The organism is Allomuricauda sp. M10, assembly GCF_020782875.1.
Classification (GTDB): Bacteria; Bacteroidota; Bacteroidia; order Flavobacteriales; family Flavobacteriaceae; genus Flagellimonas.
In genome coordinates this window covers 262,796-281,691 of the sequence record NZ_JAJGBN010000005.1, presented here as the reverse complement: position 1 = coordinate 281,691, position 18,896 = coordinate 262,796, and the positions used below count along the sequence as shown (strand labels likewise).

Genomic DNA, 18,896 nt, shown 5'->3' with positions numbered 1-18,896 from the left:
TTTAACTCATTCCCGAAAGTATATTGGCATTCTCCTGTCCAATAATGGTAAAATGAGCTTTGATTTTCATTGCTCTTTTATGCATCTGTTGCAACATATGAGCAGCCGTTTCATCAAGCTGTGCAACGCGTCCCAAATTTAAGACCACCTGATTTTTGGTGTTGATGAACCGACTCATGTGCCGCTCTAGAATAATGACGTTGCTGCTGTTCAAGTTGCCATGAACCGAGAATACTCCTCCGCATTCTGTAATTTGTAAAGCCATGATTTTTAGTTTTATAGGTTAAGATTTTTTGACTTGTTGCAGCAAATATCCAATGGTTTGACGTCTTAAAATGACCGGTGTAGGTGGATGGCGGGTTACTGTAGATGAATGGAACACTTCGCCCTTCGGTTGCGGAGGAGGTCGATTTAACTTTACAACATCAAAAAAACTTAAAAACTTAACCTATGAAACGCTTAATCAATATCATCATTTTAGGGATTGCCATTCACGGAGTTTTTGCCCAGTCATCCATGGATGCCGGATTCCAACTTTTGGAAAAAGGAGACTTTTCAAAAGCAGAAAATTTCTTTGATGATTTCCTTAAAGACCATCCAAACAACAAAACTGCACAAATCTGTTACGGTCGTGCGGTGGGTCTTAACGGGAACCCGAACAAAGCGAATACCTTATTTAATGGTTTGATGCAGCAGCACCCAGATGATTATGAGGTCCGCATCAATTACTATGAGTCCTTTTTATGGGGAAAACAATATAAGGCAGCTGAAAGATTGTATGCTGGTCTTGTTGAGGATTACCCGAACAAGTTCGGTGCGATATTAGGATACGCCAATACATTGAGTAACCTTCAAAAATATGAGGAGGCCTTGACTTGGATTAAGAAAGCCTTATTGCTTGAACCTGGAAATCCAAGTGCCCTGGTTTCCAAAAAATATATGAATCTTGGTTTGGCCAATACCTTGGTACAGGCTCAAGATTATGATGGAGCCAAAATCAAATTGAAATCCATTTTCAATGATTTCAACAACGATAGGGAAACCTTGCTCAACTTGGCCAATGTGTATTTGATCACCAAGGAGGTGGACAGTGCTAAAGCTACCTATCGCAGATTGGCCGTTAACGTGAAGGATTCCATTGTAGCATTGAATGGGATTGCGTTGGCTGAGCATATCGGTGAAAAGGACAGAGAAGCACTCAAAGTTTCATCAACAGCTATAGATAAAGTCAAATCAATTGAAGATCACGAACTAAAGGAAAAGACATTTGAGCGATACGCACAGGCCCTTATCTGGAACCGAAAATTTGTTACTGCAAAAAAGTATATCGATAGTCTATCCGGTCAATTTGGAGAGCGGAATTGGATATTGGCTCTAAAATCCACTTTGGGGATGTACACGGGAAACATTAAAAAAAGTTTAGGTCATTATGATGCCATTTTAGCTTCGGAAAGCACTTCCTTTGATGGAAATCTTGGGAAGGCCAATGCTCTTTTTGCCCTTGGCAGAATAGATGAGGCCTACGAAGCAATGTACAAGACCTTGGAAATTTTTGAAAACCAAAAAGATGCCCAAGGCCTCATTGAAAAAATCAATGGGCAATACAGTCCTTACGTTCAAGAAACGGCATCGTACAGTTTTGATAATGGGAACAACTTGGCCTATGCTTCCAACACAACTGTAAACTTACCGCTATCCACCAAGTTTCAATCTTTGGTAAATTACCAATATCGTTTAACAGAAAATGCAGCAACCATAGCGAAAGCAAATACACATACGGCCACCCTTGGACTTACTTATGCCTTGATGCCCAAACTAAAACTAGTTGGCGTGGCTGGGATAAACAATGCCCAGTTTGACGGAAACGGATATACCCAACCCATTTTGAATGCCAAGCTGGTTACCGAACCTTATCGTTTGCAACATTTAGAATTGGGCTATCAGCGAGAGGTACAAAACTTTAATACCGATTTGATAGAGCGTGAAATTGTGATGCAACATTATGGCCTCAACTATAATTTGGGTTCCAATATCGGTTTGGGCTGGTACACCCAGCTTATGCATACCCAACAGAGCGATGGTAACCAACGTGACCTTTTGTTTACCTCCCTGTACTATACGGCATTGCGCAAGCCCACATTAAAATTTGGGCTGAATTATCAATATTTGAGTTTTGCCGAACAGGTACCCATCATTTACTTTAGTCCGGAGAAATACCAGGCGGGGGAGTTATTCGCAGAACTGGGTGGTAGGTTTGCTTCAAACTCCACCTATCGCATCAATGCGGCAACGGGTTTGCAGCAAGTAGGGGATAACGACATGACCTCAATATTTCGAGTGGAAATGAATGTAAAGCACCAATTCTCCAAACGGTTGAGCGGTGGTTTTTATGGCAAGTACAGCAATATTGCTTCGGCTACAGCTGTTGGTTTCCAGTTTACCGAAATGGGCATTCAATTGAAGTGGTTGTTCAAAAAGCAGCCGTTTTTCTACGATAAGGTAGCGGCTAGATAAAACAACTTGAATATTCTTAGTGGTAAAAGCCTGATCAGTACTGATCAGGCTTTTTTATTTTTATCTAATCCATTACAATACAATCACTTTCGTAATCTTCAATTGAAACAGCACTTTCCAATTTGAGTTGAAGCTCTTTCATATCAACTGGTAACCCCTTATTGAATCTTAAAACCAAGACACTTCCCGAAAAACATATCTGACGTAACCTGTTTAATCCGGTCTTCTCCAGATCCCTCATTCTACTTTGCCATATTCAAACGAATTGCCTTTTCGTCACATGCAATAATCCAATTGAAATCATCATTACTATACCTATCCAAGAACTTCCTGTATTCGCGGCAGTTTTGTGCATGGGTTAAAAAATAAAATCATTTCAATTCTATCTTTACATTAAGGGCAAATGGCACCTAGGCTTAAATTGAATCCAATCCAGGGGTACCATCAATCAATATCTCAACTTCCTGTTTGGTATTGAATATTTTGATCATTGGTTCTTAATTATTTTTAAAAATTTAAATGATATTGAACCAAAACAAGTTAAACAAAAAACTCCCCTAAAAAGGGGAGTCTCCATCAAAAAAACAACAACCTAATCAAACCACATTTACTGCCGTATTATTTTTCCACTATATATCTTATTATGGGACACATCACCAATTCGGTAGAGGTACATGCCCTTGGGCAGATGGCCCAGCTCCAAACGAATGCTGTTCTCGTTACCTTCTGGAGCTTGGATATCCGCATAAACCACTTGACCACTTAAGTTGACCACACGCACGTATACCTCATCCGTTTTTTCCGGGATGGAGATATCGGTGTAGTTTACAAAAGGGTTCGGGTAACTTTTGAGGGTCAAAACCGTCTCCACTTCATCAAAAGTGGTCATTGCCTCTTCATCTAGGTCCAATTCATTTTCCACAACGCCAATCTCCTCTTGAGATGGTTGGACCATGGCAGATTTGGTCAAGGCCACTTGGTCAATTTTCAATTCAAAGGGTCGATAGTTCTCATAATCGCCCTGGACAGAAATAACTATGCTACGCAGTTGTTCAAAACCAATGTATTTACCCTCGTGATTCTTAAATTCTGAAAATGCCAAGCCAATTGTCTTCATTTCAGTATTGGGTTCCACGGTATAGCGTAAACGGTCGGACCAATCGCTCGTAGAGTTGGTCACCAAACTTATTTCCACAGGAATATCGTTGGTAAGATTGAGCTGTAGATACTCGTAATCCCCCATAGCCAATTGAAGGTCTCCAGGCAATACGTTTCTGAAGATATTTACAGTCTCCTTAACTTCCCCTTTGGCCACAATACCGCGTTCCACTACATGACCATCTACTTCCCAAGCTTCGTGGGGAGTTACTTCAAAAACCTCCAAACTATCTACTTGAGCGTTTAAATCAACTCCCCAGGGGCCATCGGCAAGGTATATGGCATCATGCTGATATGAATTTTCCGCGATAATGGACAATCCCATATCGAACAGATGACCTGAATCCACTATAATCTGCTGCTCCCATTCCCCGCTTAAATCGATGTATTTATTTAAATTTTGAAGCGTTTGCTGTTCGGTCGTTTTATAATTGCCATCCAACAATAACCAGTTAGCGTTGCTCTTGTTAATGATGTTCAAATGCAATTTTCCATTTTGATAGTATCCGCTTTGTATAAAAACGGTTGGCAGCACATTATCCGCATTATTACTTTGCAATGGAGCCTCTTGCTCAAGATTTGTCAAAATTTGCTTGACCACGGTACTCACCTGCCCCATGCTGTTTCCCCAAACTTGAAAGTTCATGTAATCACCTGCGGGATACTCATCCAAATTCCACCGACTGTACAAGCTACGCTGGTAACCTTCTTCGCGAACAGAAAATACAACAGCGTACTCCACATTTCCATTGGCGCGTTCCAGTTCGGAATACACTAATCTATGACCATGCAATTGAATGGTCCGTAAATCTTTCAATTTGGAATTATTAAGTCGATCGCAAATGGTCTTGGTGTGGTTGTACACCCTGCCTTTAGTGTTCAAGGCCAAAGCAGCGGAGACCCTATCACCATCTTGATAATAATCTATTCCAAAAACCTCCTCGGCATTGGTAATGTTGAGCAAATCCTCCGGGCTTGACACATATGAAGTTTCGGTGCCGAACATCCCCGTTGCGGGAAAATAGGCATCCAAATTACCCGATTTGGCCATTAGGGATTTATAGCTCTTTTTATCGTACTTGTGTTGTAAGGCACGCTTATTCTTAAAGGAATTTGTCCTATTCCTGTCAAAGTTGCGTTTGGCGATCAAGCTGGCAAGGTCACCGTTACTTTCCAATCCACCATCGTTCCCAGATGTAACTGGAGCATGATCGGTAATTTTGTTATAATTGGTTGTTTTTACAGCTGTGTAAGGACTTGCCGTTATGTAGAAAAGTGCATCATTAAAATCGTTATCACAACTGGCGTAATCCCTGCGAATGTCCTCGAATCCTAAAATAATTCGCTCGTTGTCCGGGTCGCTCAACAACACATTGTGATACCTTAATGATGCTTCTGCCTCTGGGTTAAATTCTGGTGCGGAGAACAATTGCCAAAGTCCCGAGGTCACGTATCCCTTCCATCCATCGGCCAACAAAACCCATCCAATACCCGTTCCTGCTTTAAAATCACCGATTTTGACGCGATGTCCTGTCTCCAAACTACCACCGCTATTTAAAGCGGATACATTGGGAAATATAATCGTAATGTCCTCTTCTTGTGGCGTTCCGGTCAATGGTTGGTCCATTTGGTAGGTATAGTAACCCAATACGTTTTTGTAGCCTGCCCCTTCGGCGACAAAAGTGACCCAGACTTCCGCATCTTCCACTAAAGCAATATCCGTATCGTATCCAGAGGTAATGTACTGCGGGTTAAAATCAGGCACCGGATATCCTTCAGGCAATGCACTGTTGATCATATCCAAGGTTTCCTGTGATACATCGTCCTTGCCATCCAGGTAGAGTGGAGTTCCATCGGAAGTATAGTCGCCCAAAAACTTATAATTATACTGTTGGGCACTTGCCCATGAAAAAGTAAGCATCGTTGCCAATAATAGTAATAGTTGTTTCATTTTAGTAGGTTTAGAATATGGCTCAAAATTGATGATTTCCTTTTCTAAAAATGGAGCAGCTTCGGTGAATCAAAATTTTCTATAGACGGATGGATATAAGAAAAGGACGGGCATAAAAAAACACCCCAAAAGGTGTTTCTATATTTAAATTAGAATGATTATTTACATCAAATCAAAATGATATACCGTAACTACGACAACCACATATAAAATACCCAATTGTGCAGATTTCAAAGCTTTTAGAGACCAGTTTAAGTAGCTTGAATTTCTCATGGTGAAAGTTTTATAGTTAATACTATCACAAAACTATATATCACAATACAATGAACGCCTGTCCGAACGATGAATCAAAAAAAAGTGTAGACGGATTTAAGGATAGCTTAGTTTATCCCTTACAACAGGTTCAACCTTCGCATTAATTCCGGACGGTTAGATCGGCTTATAGGTACCACACTTTTTTCAATTAGCACACTATTGTCCTCAATATCTATAATCTTATTGAAGTTGATCACAAAGGACCTATGAATCTGTAAAAACTTGTCCTGGGGCAGTTTTTCATGGATCTTTTTCAAAGTGGTATGCACCAAATAATCCTTGGTCTCTGTTTTGATATTGATGTAATCCCCTTTGGCCTCAATAAGGAGGATATCATCGTATTTTATCTTGATAAGTCTTCGGTCTATATTGATATACAGGTCTTCACCCAATCTATTTTCGGAATCCATGGTATCACTGGATTGTGGCTGAACGGAGTGACTGTTCCTTATTTTTTGGATGCTTTTTTCAAACCTTTCCCAAGTGATGGGCTTTACCAAATAATCCACAATGGATTCGTATTCATAGGAAGCTATGGCAAATTCCGTATCAGTGGTGGTCATAACAATTTTGGGCGGGTGTTTCAATGTCTGGATAAAATCGATCCCTGAGAATCCGGGCATATGGATGTCCAAAAAAATGACATCTACATCATGCTGGTTCAAAAACTTAATGGCCGCAATAGCATTGTCAAATTCTTCAATGACATCTAGATCGGGAACCTTGGTGCACAAGTGTGCCACGATTGCCCTTGCAGCGGTCTCATCATCTACTATGATACAATTCATGGTCAAATGGTTTTTAGGTATGCTTCCACTTTGTCCATAACGGACAAGAATTCCTTTTCTAAGAGATTGTCTCCTTTTCTAAGTTGATTTTCGTATTGAACCGCCAAGGTATAGGCGTTATGAAGTCCTAGCACATTTAGTTTGTGCTTGATCTTGTGCACATGTTCCGATGCCTCGCGATATAGTTTACCAGAAATGGATTGTTGGTACTCTTCCCGTTCCATCGGAAATTCGACCTTTAATATAGCAATAAATTTTTGACGAAAGACCTCGTCGCCCTCTGCCAAATCATCCAAGTATTTTAAATTTGGTGTTTCCTTCATGTTCGCTGTTTTTTTAAGGTAAAATGAAAAGTGGTCCCTTCCCCTTCCCTACTTTCCAACCAAATGTTGCCTTCATAAAGTCCCACTATTTTTTTTACCAAGGCAAGCCCGATTCCCGTAGCCGTACCATCGTTCTCCAACTTGTTGAACATTTCAAAAATTTCCGTCCGGTGTTTTTCCGGAATTCCCTTTCCATTGTCGGAAACAGTAAAATACCAATAGTCCTCCTTGTCCAAACCACTTATCTTGACCTTTCCCTTCTCATTGTTTTCCGTGGCCTTAACGGCGTTGGTCATCAAATTCATGAAAAGCTGTTCGATCTTATACCTATCAAAGCATATTGTGGGCAGTCCTTCGGAATATTCAAAAGTGATATTTTGGGGCACATAAATGGTCCGTTGTATATCCAATAGCATTCCTGCAAGATCAAAACACTCCAATGTTCCATTGGCATTGCCGAGGGTAGCATGTTGCAAGATCCCATTGATCAGTTTGTCCATTTTTTCCAGGTTTTGGAGGATCAGATTGAAATGCTCCTGGCTTTTTCCTGAAAGGTTCTTCCCCTCGTCCTCCTTGATCCAACTGATCAGCGCACCTATGTTCCTTATGGGCGATTTAAGATCATGCGATACAATGTGTGCATAATTGTTCAAGGATTCATTTTGGGTCTCAAGATGCCTTAAGAGTCGATCCTTTTCATAGGTCATTTGAGAAACCTCAGTGGCCAAATCCCCAATATGGATCGCCATTTTTTCAGCATTGAAATCCTTGTCCGATATTTTTGGAAGATCCTTTTCCTCAAAATTGGATTGAAGTACCTCTAGTGCATTCTCCAAAGATTCTAAAATCTGGGCTTGGCGTTTGGTTTCCTTCTCCAGGTCGCGATTGGCTTCATATAATTCCTCCGAACTAATGGTGGTGGCCCGTTGGAGCATTTCCAGCTTTTCGTCATAATTGCCATATGACTTGTTCACAGCCTCTAAAAAACCTGTCATGGATGGATTTTCCTGCCAGTTTTCCGGTAGGTATTTATTGAGCTGTCTTTTTAAAAGTGGATGCATTATTCGCTCAATAAGGTTAAGGTCATGGTTTGGTTATGTAGTTTGCAGGCATCTTTCCCTGCAAAGGGTGCCATTTCACCATAGGAATAAAATCCTGTGATGACGGCATCGCCGCCGATCATTGTGGATACTTCCTCGATTTCCTCTTCGGTACGTTGGTCCATCACCAATTTTCTGCCCACACAACTTACCAATAGCGCCAACTGGGTTTTTTCCCTACGCCCCTCTACGGCCAACTTGGCCGCAGATCGGGCACCGTTGGCAATATCGTCCACCGTGGCCATCATCAATTGTACCTTGGAGCCCTCTGGCACATCACCTGCCAGGATCATGGCGTTTTTTTCTTCATCAATGTTCAAAATGGTTCGCACAATGGGTTCACCTGTTTTACCCCTTACACTTAGCGGGTATAACAGGGCCGATTTTGGCAATTCTTCCGACTTGTTCCCCAAATATCTTTTGTAAAGGTCCAAGGCGGGTTTGCCATCAAGCTCACAAAGAACGTTCTTGTATGATTTGGTAATCAGCCTTTCCGGACCAAATGGGGTCCAGCCACCATAGTTGGCACAACTGATCTCCAATGATTCACCATAAAACCCAATGGCGACCACCTCACCTTCCCTAGGCGGTTCATTATAAGAGGACAGGGTAAGTTCAAAACGGTCGTCATCACCACAAAGCCCTCCCGAAAGACCAAACTTTCCCAAATGGTTTTTTTGTAATCCGTTTATTAAATCGCTGCCGTTTACATTGCTTCCTTCGGAAACCACAAAAACATGTTTAAGACCTTCTTGTGGAAATTGGCCGGCAAGGTTTTCCCCAAGCTTAATATCATCGTTGTCATAGCTGGAAATATTTTCGTTCTTGACCAAAAAATGTCCGTGTTCAAACTCAATGGCGGTTAATACAACCGTATTGGCATACACTTTTTGTCCCATAATTTCTCCGGAGGTGGTCCCAAAAACCAAATGTCCATCCGGAAAAAGCGATCTTACTTCTTCAAACAATCCTTTGTCCTGTAACATGTATCGGTTTCCGAATACCAAAACCAAAGGCGCTTTCAAGGCTACAATCGGAGACTCAAAATCAAATCCCGATTTTCCTGTTTTTTTGGCCTGTAGTATCTTCATTTTCTGACTTTTTAATAGTATTCTTTTCTAAGGTGAAGTAAAATTCGGTACCTATTCCTTCCTCACTCTCGATCCACACTTCACCGTGATAACGATCGACAATCTTTTTCACTATGGACAACCCAATTCCTGTGGACTTCTTGCTTCCGCCTGCGGATTGGAAAATCTCAAAAATCTTTTCGTGGTATTTTTTGGGGATACCAATACCATTATCCTTGATGCAGAACTCCCAAAAATCCGTTTTTTCTTCAAATCTCAGTTCAACTTTACCCTTCGGCTTTTCTATATGTACCACGGCATTGGAGATGATATTTTGGAACAATTGTCTCATTTTGGTCCTATCGGCAACCACAATGGGCAACTTTTGTGAAGTGATTACTTTTACATGCTCAGGGATATATATACTTTCTACAATCTCCAAAACCACTTCATGCAGGTCCACCTCCGTATTGTTCAACTCGGATGTGTTCGCCGTGGAGTAGGCCAAAATGCCACTGATCAGATTTTCCATGGATTCGATCTTGTCCTGGATCATATCCAGATATTCCTTTCCTGCCCGATCCAGTGTACCTGAATAGTCATTCTTTAACCAACTGGCCAAGGCCTCTATACTGCGCAGTGGGGATTTTAGGTCGTGCGATACCACATAGGCGTACTCCTTGAGGCTTTGGTTACTGGCTTCCAATTTGGCCATAAGGTTTTCCTTTTCCAATTGCAGTTTTTTATGCTCCGTAATGTCCAGATTGATACCGATCAAACCAATTTTTCTTTGGGCCTGATCAAAACGTGGGGCCGCACTTACCAACCAATAACGGGTCTCTCCTTGTTTGGTGAGCACTTCCACTTCCAATGAATCTCCATGCTGCTTGATCTTCTTTAAACTATCCTCGTCAATTACAGCCTTGTTGGTCATGGAAAGAATGTTCTTGGAATTTTTCCCGATGAGCTCCTTTCTACCGAACCCGCTCATTTGGCAAAAACTTTCATTCACGAGCTGAATGCGATCTTCGTTATCGATCTCGATCAGTCCAAGGTTCATGTTCGCAATAATTCCACTGTACTTTTCCTTTTCGATCTGTAGGTTCCTTTTGTAGGTTTTTCGCAAGGTAATATCGCGGTAAGACCATAAATGCCCTTTATAGGTACCATCGATCATGATGGGAATATAGTCGCGTTCCAATATTCTTCCATCCACCATTTCAAGCTCATCTGAAAGCACCATTTTGCGTTCTTTCAGGATCTTTTCTATCCCGGTCACAAACTGTTCCGGTTCCTTAAAATAAGTCTTGGTATCTTCTGCCGCATTGGCACAATCTATCCCTATCAATGCCTCTGGTGGTGCCTGAATGCCGAACATTTCGCAGAATTTTTTGTTGGTCAGGGCCATTTTTCGATCCTCGTCCTCCAACAACACGGCCATTTCCAAATTTTTCACCAAGGTGGCCAATCGGTTTTCAGATTCCTTCAATTGGGCTTCCGCTTTCATGGATTTGGTTACATCTTCAACAATAAAAACCTCATAATGTATTGGACTATTGGTGTCTCGCACCGAGGTTACTGCCGCTTTAGCCATGAACTGGGAACCATCTTTTCTTACATAGGTTTTGTTGATGGTATAATGGTCCAACCTACCGGTCTCCATCTCTCCCATCAATCTTTTTGTTTCCGCCAGCTCTTCTTCCAAGGTAATATCCTCGGTACTGATCTTTTTAAGCTCTTCATGTGAATATCCCAACATCTCCTGAATGGCCACATTGCTCTTAACGATCTGCCCCTGTGCCTTCAGCACAATGCCCAAAGGCGAATTTTCCACGATGATGTCCAATTGTTTTCTGTGCTTGGACAACAGTTCTTCAATTTCCTTTTCCTGGGTAATGTCCCGAATGACCCCTTGAGCGGCCATGGGGCTACCTTTTCTATCATAGATCAAGCTGGCATTGATCTGCACATATTTTTCAGCACCATCACTAAGTACAATCTTGGCCCTATAGTTCTTTAGGGACCCCACATCTAGCAGCGCTTGCATGGATTCCGCGGTATATTGTGCAAAATCAGGATGCACAAAATTGGAAAGGTTTACATTTCCCTTGCTATGGTCCAAAGCCAAGAACTCTTTGGCGGAACGATTGGCCCTTAGTACATTGAACTCTAGATCCATGACCACATAGGGGTCGATGATATTAAAAAAAGCGGCATCCATATCGTCCGATCTTTCTTCCAACAGACCTTCCAACTTGGCATTGGCACGCTTTAAATGCTCCGAAGTATCATAAAGTTCCTTGGATTTGGATTCCAGTATGCTTTCTGCTTGTTTGCGTGCCTTGCGCTCCCTTTCCAAAGCACGTTTCAATATTTGGATCTCCTTATGCTCCATGTTGAACAATATCAAATTTTACCTCTGTACCCTTCTTATTCAACAATTCGATGCTCACATCGGCAGAAGTGCCAAAGTGCTCAAAACATTTTACGATGAGACCATGTGCCAACCGATACAGTCCTCTTGAGGAAGCATAGACCATGGAGAGGGAGGTATCCGTCTTTTCCAATATTTTAAAGGAAGGTAGTTCGGCGTCTGGATATAATTTTTTTACATGGACATGGATGTGGTCTTCGATGGAGTACAAAAGGCCAATGGGAGCATTATAACTTTGCACCACCTCTGGGTGTGTTTTTACCAGACTTTGAAAAAGGTAATGACCGAAAGCGTACAACAAATCGTCCACCGGCACCCCAACGCGCTGGCTCAAATGCTGCAATAGGGTCACCATTTCACCAAAGTCATAGGTGCCTACCGAGGTATATACCCCTTCAGACGGTAACTTAGAAGTTTCAATAATGTTGTCAACGGTTTCCAGGCCATATTGGCTTTCCACCATGCTCAAGAATTCGGCAAAAACTATCCCCTTCATAATCTGGCTTTTATAGATCGAAGGTAGGAAAATGTTTACCTACCCGGTAAGTTTTGTTGTGAAACGCTCTTTTTTGTTAGGCTTTCACCAATTCGTTGATATTCCAATATTCCAATACGGTTTTCAGTTTGGTCTCATAGTCCTCGTACTTCAACGGTTTTATAATGTAACCGGCTATCCCGATTTTATAACATTCCAAAAGATCATCACGATTTTCGGAAGTGGTAAGGACAATAGTTGGGAGGTATTTGATCTTGGGATGGCTCTTTAAAATTCCCAGGAACTCTATCCCGTTCATGCGCGGCATGTTCAGATCTAGCAAAATAATATCGGGGAGCATCTTCCCAGATTGAAGAATTTCTAGTGCTTCTTCCCCATTCTTTGCCTCGGTCAAAACATGTTTGGATTCCATTTTGGAAAGCGTTCGCTGGAACTTCATGGTCTCAATAAGGTCATCCTCGATGAATAAAATGTTCATAACAAGCATATTAACTACTTACAAAAAAACGGATTTGGCCCTATCATATTTTAATTAAAAGTTAAAAGGCCCAAAACTGTGGACGAATGCAAAAAAAGTATCGATAAGCGGTAAGTCGTTTCGGTGGCCAGATTTGACCGCTATCCGATGCCCAAACGCTGTGATGGCAAAAAATTGAACCATTTTAGATACCAAAAAACAGTCCAAAGTTTAACAAACCGATAAAAAAAGATTAATCCATCGATAATTTAACATAATTGTCCGCGTTATTGTAAAAATTATTAAATTCGATAGAAAATATCCTACAACTGAACTGACAATACATTACAATTAAGGTTGTGGTACGGATTAATACGATCAATGCCATAATTTATGTGGAAAAGAATACTCAAGACCTGTGCAATACTTTATTTCCCCCTACTTGTACTGACGCTGATCTGGGCCAGTTTTCAAAAACGGGAGCAGTTGGCGAGCATTTCCCATGTTCAAAAAAAGAACATCAGCAACAAGAACTATCATTTGGTAGATCTCTGCCAAAGCTTGATCCACAATACCCGCTTTTGGTCCAACATTGCCTATCCTATAACCTTTGGAACCGATGAAACCGAAATTGCCTTTATAGACCCCTACCTGAATACCATAGAAGGCCTAGAAGATTATGACCAACTCCGTTTTCTTGACCTTCATGGTGATGAACTATTGCGGTACGAGCGCAACCCTGAAGGCGAAATGGTCAAGGGCGTTCCACAAAGCAAGACAAGACGGCCCTATTTTCAAAAAGGACTCTCCCTAAAAAAAGGGCAGATTTATTTGAGCCCCATAGAATTGAACCAGGAACATGGTAAAATTGAGGTTCCACACAAACCTGTTATACGCGGTGTTGCCCCTATTTTTAATGTAAATGATGAAGAGATTGGATTAGTGGTCATCAACTTTAAAATGGGTCGCATATTCGAGCGTCTCAAATCCAGCATTTCTGAAGATCACTTTTATTTGGTGGATGATGTGTTCAACATTATCACATCCAACACCTCTGCCAACGATCTCGCCTTTCAATCGCAGATGACACAACAGGATTCTTTGGACAAAAAGAGACTTGAACTTGATGGGCTCCTTTTTAAAAAAGATACTGTATTTGTTGAGAATGGAAGTCTATGGGTCTATGAGAACGTACACCTAGGGTTTGAAAGGGATACGGGCATGGACCGCTATTCTGAACCGGTAGACATCGTGACCGAAAACCGTTGGGGCGTCATCCAAGAAATACCCCCAAGCTATCTGGATCTTCGCCTCAAACCGATTTACAGGAACTTACTGGTATTCAATATCTTGACTGCTCTTCTGATAGGGTTGATCGCTTTGGGATATGCACGTTCCCAAAAGGAAAAGAACAGTTTTTTGGAACGGCTCAAGGACAAAAAAGAAGCCTTGGTCAAAAGCCAAAAGGAATTGGAGCGGGCCAATCTTCTTTTCAAGCGATTGAACGAAAGATTACAGATCCGCAATAGGCAATTGGAAGATTTTAATTATGTAGTGGCCCATAATCTCAAAGCTCCCGTGTCCAGTATGGCGATTATCGTGGATTTGCTCAAAAACACAGAGGACCAGAACACATTTAAGGAACTGTTCCCTAAACTGGAGTCAATCGCCACCAGTATATCTACCCTTACCGAAGATGTACAGACTTATGTGTCCATTTTGAACAAAAAGGAATTCAAACTCGAAAATCTGAACCTGTTATTGATGGTAAAGGAACTAGAGAATGATTTTACCGAGACATTGTTAAAAAATAGCGATGAAGGATTTGAGGTAATCTATAAATTTGACGCATGGCATACCCTTAAATCGTCCCGCTTTTTCATGAAGAGCATTTTGCAGAACTTCCTCTCCAATGCCATAAAATATAAAAGGGAGGATGTGGCCTCTCACGTTATTTTTGAAACTGCGATGGAGGGTAACAGAAAAGTTCTGTATATTAAAGATAACGGTTTGGGCATTGATATGGAGAAACACGGAAAGAGCCTATTTAAACTATACAAAAGGTTCCATCGGAACATTTCGGGCAAGGGAATGGGGCTTTTTATCGTTAGATCACAACTGGAAGCATTGAATGCCACCGTTCAGGTCGAAAGCCAAGAAGGGGTGGGCACCTCATTTAAAATCAAATTTAGCAACTTATGAGAAAATCGAGCATTTTATTGGTGGATGACGACGAGGTTTATCTCTATGTCACAAAGAAAATCTTGAATAAACTGTCTGATGAACTTATGGTCAATTCCTTTACTGATGGGGAACAGGCCATTGAATTTATCGGCGGATGTGTAAAACAAAAAGAAAGCCTTCCGGATGTCATCCTTTTGGACATCAACATGCCTTTTTTGGATGGGTGGGGATTTTTGGCCGAGTTCAAAAAATTGAAGCCTCAGCTGCCCAATGAACATGTGAATATTTTTATGGTCACCTCCTCCAACGATTCCAACGACCTAAAACGGGCACAGGAGTTTGAGGAACTCACCGGATACGTGGTAAAACCTGTTTATGAGGATAAATTGACCGAGATACTTACCGGGGTTTTTGATAGTTTGCGAAATGGATAGTATGGGCCACACAAAAAATTCTTCTGGATAACCTAAAAGGAAGCAAAAATTTGCTTTGTTCACGTTCATATAATTAAATGAACTACAAATCCTTTCAGTTTAGTAGTAATCCAAAAACAAAATCCCTGCAATCAGGGGTTGCAGGGATTTGAGGTGATATTTAAATTTTAAAGTGGGGTGGCAAAACAGGAAATTATCCGCGCAACCACTTAAAAATTAGAAGTTTAGATATTTATTCCTTAATCAGGACATCCCAGGGGATATCTTCATATGATGTTTGGACTTTCAGATATTAAATGTAGCAATTCCTACTCAAATTAAAACAAACAATAGGATCAAGGTTTCGATCTTAAGAAAATTAATAACAATAGATTCTAAGATTTTTAAGTATTTCTTTTTTCCTAAACCATGCTAATCTGATCATTGGTAAATAGGTGGGTACCAAAATCACCCCACCAACATCACAACAGATTTGACTCTTAACTGAAATTCGAAAAAATGAATACTTGTTTTCAATAAAAACGTACAAACTTAAATTTGCAATAGCTGACTTTATACATCCTATTACAAACAGTGGTTCCAATACAACAAAAATTCATTACTACAAGGCAGATATTGATTAGCCTTTTTTTATCACCAAGAAAACTTCCCTTTTTCTTCGTCAAGGAACCTAAAAACGTGTATTTTGTTTTAGCCTTGATTATTTTGGAGATAGAAATTACGTTTTATATGTCCCTTAAATATTTATTTCAACACCACAACAGATCTGGTAATCAAGATCATGGGATTGGTGTCCAAAACTTCAGCAACATCCAGTTTGACTTTGTCGCCAACGTTTACTTCTGCATAATTCCCATTGGGAATACTGATCACAGTGGTAAACTCATCCCCTTCCCCATCCAATAAGAATAACGTTTTACCATCTTTTCCTGCTTCTATTTTCGTCACTGTGAAAAAATCATTTGCTTCCTGACCACCACAGGATAGCACAAGGCAGAATAACCCTATTAATATTCCTTTTCCCATCCTGTTCATTTTTTGGATATTTTTTTCGATAAGTCAACACCTACATCAAGCCCAATTCTACTCTCCATTACCAAAACTAGGGTTTCATGGATTTACCTACAAACAATCTTTTTTGATGCCTACTTTTTTTAATTCCCTTTTATGCCACAAATTAAAATGAATCAAATACGTTTCCATTTGTTAATGTGGGATCGGTAGGCAATAACTGAACCAGATCACTATACGTGAAAGATTAAACGCCAGTTCTAATTCTACCTTTTCGGGCAATCCCAATAAGCATAGTTGCCAACAAAAGAACCAGGAGGCCCAGACCAAATATTTTTAGGTTTTTTTCAAGTTGCATCAAGTACAGGAGATTATCTACTTTGCCTGTGGTCACGAATACCCAATCACTGGCTAATCTGGTCGCCAAATCCGCATCTCCCGTTTCTAAAAAAATGATGCCATCACCCGTATCCGGATTAATTCGCAAAGCAGTATTGATAGGCGGTGAGCTCATTCCATCATGGCCAATGATATACTTCCCGCTATCTAAGGATGCGAACAAGAAAATACCCATGCCATAGGTGGGAACTCCCATTTTATAACCAATGGGCTTTTGCATTTCGTCAAGGGTCCCCTTTTTTAAGAGCTTGTTATTTTTGGGTGTAAATTCCTGAAAAAACGTTTCCAGATCGGCCAGGGAACTATAAAGGGATGTAGCCGCCAAAGAGGTATAATAGAAATGAGGTGCCTCAGAGCCATCTGCATTATAAAAGTCTGTCAACTTAGAATATGCCGATTCCGGAAGTTCATAGTAGGAATGCACCATGCCCAAGGGTTCCAATACTTTTTCCGTCATATAGACCGTAAAGATTTCCTGGCTCCGTTCTTCTACCAACAATTGTAATAGCGTATAGCCACCACCGGAATACCGCCATTCCGTGTTTGGTGCAACCCCGACTTTGACCTGTCCGGAAACACCCTTGTCTGCGTCCAAGGTATTGGTTAGCGAGGCTTCCAGTGTCTGTACAGAATCGCGACTCCTAAAACCGGAATATCCCAATCCATCCGTAAGTCCAGAAGTATGGCTCAACAAACCCCTTGTACTGACCTCTTCATTATTGAATTCGCTAGGTGGCAATTGCCATCTGGTAAGGTATTGGTTTACGGGGACATCTAAATCGATTTTCTCTTCTTCTACCAATTTCATCACTCCAACGGCAGAAACCATTTTAGAAAGGGAAGCTACCTGAAAGAGGGTATTTCGGTCGACTTTTTTTCCAGAGGAATGGAAAAATTCAGCTTTCACCTTTCCCTTTTCCAGCACAGCCATTGCAAAACTGCCCTTAAAACCTTTTTCAATTTCATTTTTTGCAGCCAAGACAAAGGAATTGGTATGTGCATTTTCAGCCTTGGGCACATAATACCAACCATGATCACTGGCCAAATAACAGATACCCCCCCAAACCAGGGCGGTACCTAAAAAAATACTGGTGTACCTGACAAATCGTTTCATTCTTAAAATTTAGTGTTCTAGATAGGAGTCGTCAAAAGGAAGGAAAATTGAACTCCCAATACCCATTATTTTAGCATCAACGAGTGCACCATCGTTCCGATAGGAACTTAAAAGTATATCGACGACCATTCATTGGGGAATGGAATATCCTTCGATTTTGCTTATCTTACTAGAAAAGGAAATATATTAGGCCATGACCCGTGAATTCATTGACATCAACGATTTTACCATTTTGGTCGAAGAGGCATACGCAACGGAGGTTACAATAGATTCTTGTCATTTTGATGAGCCTGTGATCGCTGTGGCTTTTTATGGTTCTGGCAATGTTGACCTATCGGTAAAGTATCCGGATCAAGAAAGGCAATTTCAACATACAAAGGGGTTGGCATTGTCCTTTTATGCAGATGAAAAAGTGGAATTTGCACATACGGTTGCTGCGGAAAAACCATTGCAATGTATCCTCATTGCCACTTCAGCCAGAAATTTGAATAAACTGCCCTATGAGGAAGGGGAAATCTTCATGACCCTGCTGAAGGAGTTGGTGAACCCTAGGGATCATTTTGTTGAGGGTCCCCATTTCTGGATGACCCCTGAAATGGACCGCATCGTGGATGCCGTTTTCCATATGAAGTATCACGGTAAGACCAAGATGATGTTTTTCCGGAGCCAGATGACCGCTCTACTTTCACATTTTTTTGGGGAGTTGGCCACTCTTCAGACCGAGAACATCAATCCCATTGAAAGGGAAAAATTATACCGTGCAAAGCAAATATTACTGGATCATCTTGACAATCCACCCTCCTTGTCCGAATTGTCTCGGGAAATAGGCCTGAACAGTTATAGTCTCAAAAAAAACTTTAAGGAACTTTTCGGCTTACCCGTTTTCAAATATTTACAAAATGAACGCTTGGTTACCGCCCATAGATTGATTCGTGACCAAGCAGCTACAGTTCAGGAAGCTGCTTGGCATGTAGGATACGATAGCCTGAGTTCTTTTTCCAATGCCTTTGAACAGAAATTTGGTTACCGTCCCAGCCAGATCAAGTAAACTCCCTTTCGAACAGATCAAACTCCCTTTGAAATAAATATCTTTTGGCCGCTTCCATGAGCTTTGCATGGTGATTGAAACCATTCAACCCTAAAATGCA

At 41.0% G+C, this 18,896-nt stretch carries 15 protein-coding genes; 4 read left to right on the top strand and 11 right to left on the bottom strand.

Annotation, left to right across the window (positions count from 1 at the left end; genetic code table 11):
- Position 1 precedes the first annotated feature (1 nt).
- Entirely contained in the window at positions 2–265 is a 264-nt protein-coding gene (locus LKX84_RS14325) for an STAS domain-containing protein (RefSeq protein ID WP_228237830.1), read from the bottom strand.
- Positions 266–450: 185 nt separating this feature from the next.
- On the opposite strand from LKX84_RS14325, the gene LKX84_RS14320 reads away from it, so the two are divergent.
- Positions 451–2,514: a tetratricopeptide repeat protein gene (locus LKX84_RS14320; RefSeq protein ID WP_228237829.1), complete on the top strand. Its 2,064-nt coding sequence runs from the start codon at positions 451–453 to the stop codon at positions 2,512–2,514.
- A 607-nt stretch (positions 2,515–3,121) separates the two neighbouring features.
- Here LKX84_RS14320 and LKX84_RS14315 read toward each other — a convergent pair.
- From LKX84_RS14315 to LKX84_RS14280, 8 genes are all read right to left on the bottom strand, one after another.
- Entirely contained in the window at positions 3,122–5,623 is a 2,502-nt protein-coding gene (locus tag LKX84_RS14315; protein ID WP_228237828.1) for a DUF4114 domain-containing protein, read from the bottom strand.
- A 392-nt stretch (positions 5,624–6,015) separates the two neighbouring features.
- Positions 6,016–6,726, bottom strand: coding sequence for a LytR/AlgR family response regulator transcription factor (locus LKX84_RS14310; RefSeq protein ID WP_228237827.1), 711 nt, complete (start codon positions 6,724–6,726; stop codon positions 6,016–6,018).
- Between the two features lie 2 nt (positions 6,727–6,728).
- On the bottom strand, positions 6,729–7,049 hold the full coding sequence (locus LKX84_RS14305; protein WP_228237826.1) for an Hpt domain-containing protein: 321 nt from the start codon (positions 7,047–7,049) through the stop codon (positions 6,729–6,731).
- Positions 7,046–8,110 carry a sensor histidine kinase gene (locus LKX84_RS14300; RefSeq protein WP_228237825.1) on the bottom strand — a complete coding sequence of 355 codons (1,065 nt, stop codon included), beginning with the start codon at positions 8,108–8,110 and terminating at the stop codon, positions 7,046–7,048. The genes LKX84_RS14305 and LKX84_RS14300 overlap by 4 nt, the downstream gene beginning before the upstream one ends.
- On the bottom strand, positions 8,110–9,240 hold the full coding sequence (locus LKX84_RS14295; protein ID WP_228237824.1) for an FIST signal transduction protein: 1,131 nt from the start codon (positions 9,238–9,240) through the stop codon (positions 8,110–8,112). Before LKX84_RS14295 ends, LKX84_RS14300 begins: the two co-directional genes overlap by 1 nt.
- On the bottom strand, positions 9,197–11,614 hold the full coding sequence (locus LKX84_RS14290) for a PAS domain S-box protein (protein WP_228237823.1): 2,418 nt from the start codon (positions 11,612–11,614) through the stop codon (positions 9,197–9,199). The genes LKX84_RS14295 and LKX84_RS14290 overlap by 44 nt, the downstream gene beginning before the upstream one ends.
- Positions 11,604–12,149: a heme NO-binding domain-containing protein gene (locus LKX84_RS14285; RefSeq protein ID WP_228237822.1), complete on the bottom strand. Its 546-nt coding sequence runs from the start codon at positions 12,147–12,149 to the stop codon at positions 11,604–11,606. The genes LKX84_RS14290 and LKX84_RS14285 overlap by 11 nt, the downstream gene beginning before the upstream one ends.
- A 76-nt stretch (positions 12,150–12,225) precedes the next feature.
- Positions 12,226–12,627, bottom strand: coding sequence for a response regulator (locus LKX84_RS14280; protein WP_228237821.1), 402 nt, complete (start codon positions 12,625–12,627; stop codon positions 12,226–12,228).
- Positions 12,628–12,999: 372 nt separating this feature from the next.
- On the opposite strand from LKX84_RS14280, the gene LKX84_RS14275 reads away from it, so the two are divergent.
- Together LKX84_RS14275 and LKX84_RS14270 are read left to right on the top strand one after the other, a co-directional pair.
- A complete protein-coding gene (locus tag LKX84_RS14275) occupies positions 13,000–14,808 on the top strand; it encodes a sensor histidine kinase (protein ID WP_228237820.1) in 1,809 nt (602 codons plus the stop codon).
- Entirely contained in the window at positions 14,805–15,224 is a 420-nt protein-coding gene (locus LKX84_RS14270) for a response regulator (RefSeq protein ID WP_228237819.1), read from the top strand. The genes LKX84_RS14275 and LKX84_RS14270 overlap by 4 nt, the downstream gene beginning before the upstream one ends.
- 744 nt (positions 15,225–15,968) lie before the next feature.
- Here the strand turns inward: LKX84_RS14270 and LKX84_RS14265 are convergent.
- Together LKX84_RS14265 and LKX84_RS14260 are read right to left on the bottom strand one after the other, a co-directional pair.
- Positions 15,969–16,250, bottom strand: coding sequence for a hypothetical protein (locus LKX84_RS14265; protein WP_228237818.1), 282 nt, complete (start codon positions 16,248–16,250; stop codon positions 15,969–15,971).
- Between the two features lie 232 nt (positions 16,251–16,482).
- Complete coding sequence (locus LKX84_RS14260; protein WP_228237817.1) at positions 16,483–17,748, bottom strand: serine hydrolase domain-containing protein; 1,266 nt, start codon at positions 17,746–17,748, stop codon at positions 16,483–16,485.
- Positions 17,749–17,941: 193 nt separating this feature from the next.
- On the opposite strand from LKX84_RS14260, the gene LKX84_RS14255 reads away from it, so the two are divergent.
- Positions 17,942–18,796, top strand: a complete 855-nt coding sequence (locus LKX84_RS14255) for a helix-turn-helix transcriptional regulator (protein ID WP_228237816.1) — start codon at positions 17,942–17,944, stop codon at positions 18,794–18,796.
- The last annotated feature ends 100 nt before the right edge of the window (positions 18,797–18,896 follow it).

Bases quoted from the DNA above. Each gene is read 5' to 3' on its own strand.
- LKX84_RS14270 (WP_228237819.1), top strand. From the start codon at position 14,805: ATGAGAAAATCGAGCATTTTATTGGTGGATGACGACGAGGTTTATCTC.
- LKX84_RS14300 (WP_228237825.1), bottom strand. From the start codon at position 8,110: ATGCATCCACTTTTAAAAAGACAGCTCAATAAATACCTACCGGAAAAC.
- LKX84_RS14325 (WP_228237830.1), bottom strand. From the start codon at position 265: ATGGCTTTACAAATTACAGAATGCGGAGGAGTATTCTCGGTTCATGGC.
- LKX84_RS14290 (WP_228237823.1), bottom strand. From the start codon at position 11,614: ATGGAGCATAAGGAGATCCAAATATTGAAACGTGCTTTGGAAAGGGAG.
- LKX84_RS14255 (WP_228237816.1), top strand. From the start codon at position 17,942: ATGACCCGTGAATTCATTGACATCAACGATTTTACCATTTTGGTCGAA.
- LKX84_RS14310 (WP_228237827.1), bottom strand. From the start codon at position 6,726: ATGAATTGTATCATAGTAGATGATGAGACCGCTGCAAGGGCAATCGTG.
- LKX84_RS14320 (WP_228237829.1), top strand. From the start codon at position 451: ATGAAACGCTTAATCAATATCATCATTTTAGGGATTGCCATTCACGGA.
- LKX84_RS14260 (WP_228237817.1), bottom strand. From the start codon at position 17,748: ATGAAACGATTTGTCAGGTACACCAGTATTTTTTTAGGTACCGCCCTG.
- LKX84_RS14315 (WP_228237828.1), bottom strand. From the start codon at position 5,623: ATGAAACAACTATTACTATTATTGGCAACGATGCTTACTTTTTCATGG.
- LKX84_RS14305 (WP_228237826.1), bottom strand. From the start codon at position 7,049: ATGAAGGAAACACCAAATTTAAAATACTTGGATGATTTGGCAGAGGGC.
- LKX84_RS14280 (WP_228237821.1), bottom strand. From the start codon at position 12,627: ATGAACATTTTATTCATCGAGGATGACCTTATTGAGACCATGAAGTTC.
- LKX84_RS14265 (WP_228237818.1), bottom strand. From the start codon at position 16,250: ATGGGAAAAGGAATATTAATAGGGTTATTCTGCCTTGTGCTATCCTGT.
- LKX84_RS14275 (WP_228237820.1), top strand. From the start codon at position 13,000: ATGTGGAAAAGAATACTCAAGACCTGTGCAATACTTTATTTCCCCCTA.
- LKX84_RS14285 (WP_228237822.1), bottom strand. From the start codon at position 12,149: ATGAAGGGGATAGTTTTTGCCGAATTCTTGAGCATGGTGGAAAGCCAA.
- LKX84_RS14295 (WP_228237824.1), bottom strand. From the start codon at position 9,240: ATGAAGATACTACAGGCCAAAAAAACAGGAAAATCGGGATTTGATTTT.